The 3380-nt window shown below is 73.4% G+C and carries 3 protein-coding genes and 1 pseudogene; 2 read left to right on the top strand and 2 right to left on the bottom strand.

The window, feature by feature from the left end; genetic code table 11:
* Positions 1-493: pseudogene (locus ACFV4F_RS41855) on the bottom strand (hypothetical protein); the annotation flags it as partial.
* 193 nt (positions 494-686) lie between these two features.
* On the opposite strand from ACFV4F_RS41855, the gene ACFV4F_RS41860 reads away from it, so the two are divergent.
* Both ACFV4F_RS41860 and ACFV4F_RS41865 read left to right on the top strand, forming a co-directional pair.
* Positions 687-2048, top strand: coding sequence for an MFS transporter (locus ACFV4F_RS41860; protein ID WP_380511012.1), 1362 nt, complete (start codon positions 687-689; stop codon positions 2046-2048).
* Positions 2049-2103: 55 nt separating this feature from the next.
* The gene (locus ACFV4F_RS41865; RefSeq protein WP_380435388.1) at positions 2104-2967 is read left to right on the top strand and encodes an SAM-dependent methyltransferase; all 864 of its coding nucleotides are present in this window, start codon (positions 2104-2106) and stop codon (positions 2965-2967) included.
* 127 nt (positions 2968-3094) lie between these two features.
* On the opposite strand, the gene ACFV4F_RS41870 is transcribed toward ACFV4F_RS41865, so the two are convergent.
* On the bottom strand, positions 3095-3380 hold a 286-nt coding region (locus ACFV4F_RS41870; RefSeq protein WP_380511014.1), incomplete at its 5' end, for a hypothetical protein.

Here is a 3380-nt window from a genome sequence, read left to right on the forward strand (position 1 = left end):
GGTCGTGCAGCGTGGTGCCCTTGGACTGCTTGGCACCGGCCTTGACCATGTTCACCCCGGAGCCGCCCGGGCCGCCGGGGTTGAGGAGCAGCGAGCCGACGCGCTGGTCGGGCTTGCCGGCGGGGTCGCGGACGACGGCGACGTCGAGCGTGCCGGTGGCCGGGTTGGCGTAGTCGAGCGGCACCTTGAGGGTGGCGCACTGCAGGGCGGAGTCGTCCGTCGTGCCGGTCTTCGGGTCCGGCGGGCAGGCCGCCCAGGCGAGTTGCTGGCCGTAGAACGCCTTGAGCGCCGGGTCGGCGGCGCCGGTGGGCCTGGGAGTCGGCGTCGGCGTGGCGGTCGGCGTCGCCGCGGTGGTGGCGCTGGGTGAGGGCGTGCCGGAGGCGGCGGTGGTGCCGCCGCCCGAGCTCGTGCAGCCGGCGAGGAGTGCCGCACCGAGGGCGGCGGTGACGGCCACGGGCAGGGTGGCGCGTCGCGAGGGACGGAGGTTCTTCACGCGCACACACATATCATTCGCCTGCGACATCGATCGTACGGGGAGGGTCCTTCCCGCCCCCGGGTCCGCGGCAGAAGCCGGACAAAGGGCGACGAAGTGCGGCCCGCCATCGTTCGCATGCGGCCGGGAGGGTGCCGTGCCGGTTGCCGCGAACTCCATTCACAGCCTTGTCGATCAGTGGGACGCTGTGGCCATGACAGATCAGACCGCAGCCCTGCCGCTGCGCGACCCCGCACCGGCCGCGGGCGGACGGCGGCGCCAACTGGCCGCCGCCACCGTCGGATCGGTGGTCGAGTCCTTCGACTGGAACGTGTACGCCGTCCTCGCACCGTACTTCGCGGCGGACCTCTTCGGCCACGGCAAGGGCGGCGTGAGCGGGCTGCTCGCGGCGTACGTCGGTTTCGCGGTCGGCTTCGTGGCGCGGCCGGTCGGCTCGTTCCTCATCGGCCGGCTGAGCGACGGCCGCGGGCGGCGCTTCGGCCTCACGCTCAGCATGTCGGTGATCGCCGCCGCCAGCCTCGGGATCGCGCTCCTGCCCGGACAGCAGACCATCGGCGTGTGGGCGGCCGTCCTCGCCGTCGGCGCGCGCGTCGTCCAGGGGCTCGCCTTCGGCGGCGAGACGCCCACCGTCGCCGCGTACGTGACGGAGACCGCGCCGCCGCGCCACCGGTTCGCGTTCAGCTCCGTGTCGTACGGCGGCATCATCATCGGCTCGCTGATCTCGTACGGCGTCCTGGCCGTGCTGCTCCACACCCTCGGCAAGGAGGGGCTGAAGCACGGCGGTTGGCGCTGGGGCTTCGTCGTCGCGGCCGTGCTCGGCCTCGCCGCCGTGTGGGTGCGGCGGGCCGCGCCGGAGAGTGAGGAGTTCCACCGCGGCCGAGGCGGCGGGGAGAGCGGACGACCCGGGTTCCTCGACACGGTGAGCCGCCACCGCTGGGCCGTGCTCACCGTCTTCCTGCACACCCTCGGCGGCACGATCGGCTACTACTTCGCGCTGGTCTACCTGCCGCAGTACGCCGCGGCCTACGGCGTCATCGGCAAGGAGGAGGCGGCCTCCTTCATGACGGTCGTCCTCGCCGTCGTCCTCGCCACCATGCTGCTCGGCGGCGTACTCGCCGACCGGGTGGGCCTGTTGCCGGTCATGCGGACCGCCTTCGCCCTCACCGTCGTGCTCGTGCTGCCGCTGCTCGCCGCCATGCGGCACGGCTGGCTGTCCTTCCAACTCGTGGCCGTCGTCCTGGGGATGCTCGTCGCCACCCAGCTCGGCACGCTCAACGTCTTCACCGGCATGCTGTTCCCGACCGCCGTGCGGGCCGTCGGCGTCGGCGTCGTCAACGCGGCCACCATCGCGGCGTTCGGCGGCACCTTCCCGCTGCTCGCCGAGTGGCTCAACGGCCACCACCGCCTCGGCGTGATCCCCTTCTACGTCACGCTCTGCTCGCTCGGACCGCTGCTCGCGACCTTCACCGTCCTGCGCGTTCCCGCGTTCACCGCCGCGATCCGGAACTCCCGCCCCCGCACCGCAGGTGGTCGTGTACAGTCCGAAGCCGGCTGACGTTCGGTCATCTTCCGCAACCGAAACGGCCGAAGAGGTCATCCCGGGAGGAACCATGGCACAGCGCGACGAATCCGGCGACTGGCTCGGCCTGCGGGCGTCGGAGCAGCCGGCCGAGCCGCTGCCCTCGCTGGACCTGCGCACCGACCGCGCCCACCCCGCCCGGGTCTACGACTACCTGCTCGGCGGCAAGACCAACTTCCCGGTGGACCGCGAGGTCGGCGACCGCATCCTCACCGAGTGGCCCGGTTCGCGCACCGCCACCCGCGCGGCCCGGGCCGTCATGCACCGGATGACCCGCCACCTCGCCCAAACCCACGGCGTGCGCCAGTTCCTCGACGTCGGCACCGGCATCCCCACCGGGCCCAACCTGCACGAGGTCGCCCAGTCCGTCGACCCGACCAGCCGCATCGTCTACGTCGACAACGACCCGATCGTGCTCGCCCACTCCCGGGCCCTGCTCACCAGCGCGCCCGAGGGCCGCACCGCCTACGTCGAGGGCGACTTCCGCGACCCGGAGCACTTCCTGGCCGACCCGGCGGTCGCCGGCACGCTCGACTTCGACCGGCCGATCGCCCTGATGCTCGTCAACCTCGTGCACTTCCTCTCCGACGAGGCGGCGCACCCGCCCGTCCGCAAGCTCCTCGACGCCCTCCCGTCCGGCAGCTTCCTCGCCCTCACCGCCGGCACCGCCGACACGATCCCCGAGCTGGTGGCCATCGGCTCGAAGCGGTACTCCGAGGCCGGCATAGAGAACCACCTGCGCACGCGCGCCGGCGTGGAGCGCTTCTTCGACGGCCTGGAGCTCGACGACCCCGGCGTGACCCTGATCAACCGCTGGCGCCCCGAGCTCGACGACGAGCCCGCCCTCGCGGACCACGAGGTGTCGGCCTACGCGGGCGTGGCCCGCAAGCCGTGACGCCGGCCGGGCGCCCCGGTGTCCCCCGCCGGCCGGCTCTACCGTGCGCCGGACGGCGGAGTCACCGGCGCCCCGACGGTCCTACAGCTGCGCGAGGCCCTGGCGGAGGCCGCCGGCGGAGCCGGGGTCAGAGCCTGACCAGCCGCTCCAGCATGAACTGCTCCTCGGGCGAGACGTCGAGGAACAGCGATCGGACCAGGTAGCGGCCCTCGGGTACGCGCACCCGGATCGAGTCGGCCTCGGTGACGTCCTCGCCGGCCACCAGGCAGTCCATGAGCCGGTAGTCCCCGTCGAGCGAGACCGCGCAGGCGTCCTCCCAGCCGTCCGAGTCCATCGCCCCCGCCACCGCGCGCGCCCGCCCGAGGTCGTCCGCGGGCGGGTGACCCACGGGGAGCGGCAGTGGGGGGGGGACC

Origin of the sequence: Kitasatospora sp. NPDC059722 (assembly GCF_042733235.1) — a bacterium.
Classification (GTDB): Bacteria; Actinomycetota; Actinomycetes; order Streptomycetales; family Streptomycetaceae; genus Kitasatospora.

What these genes read in the sequence shown, in the direction of transcription:
- ACFV4F_RS41865 (WP_380435388.1), top strand. Translation starts at nt 2,104, where the DNA reads ATGGCACAGCGCGACGAATCCGGCGACTGGCTCGGCCTGCGGGCGTCG.
- ACFV4F_RS41860 (WP_380511012.1), top strand. Translation starts at nt 687, where the DNA reads ATGACAGATCAGACCGCAGCCCTGCCGCTGCGCGACCCCGCACCGGCC.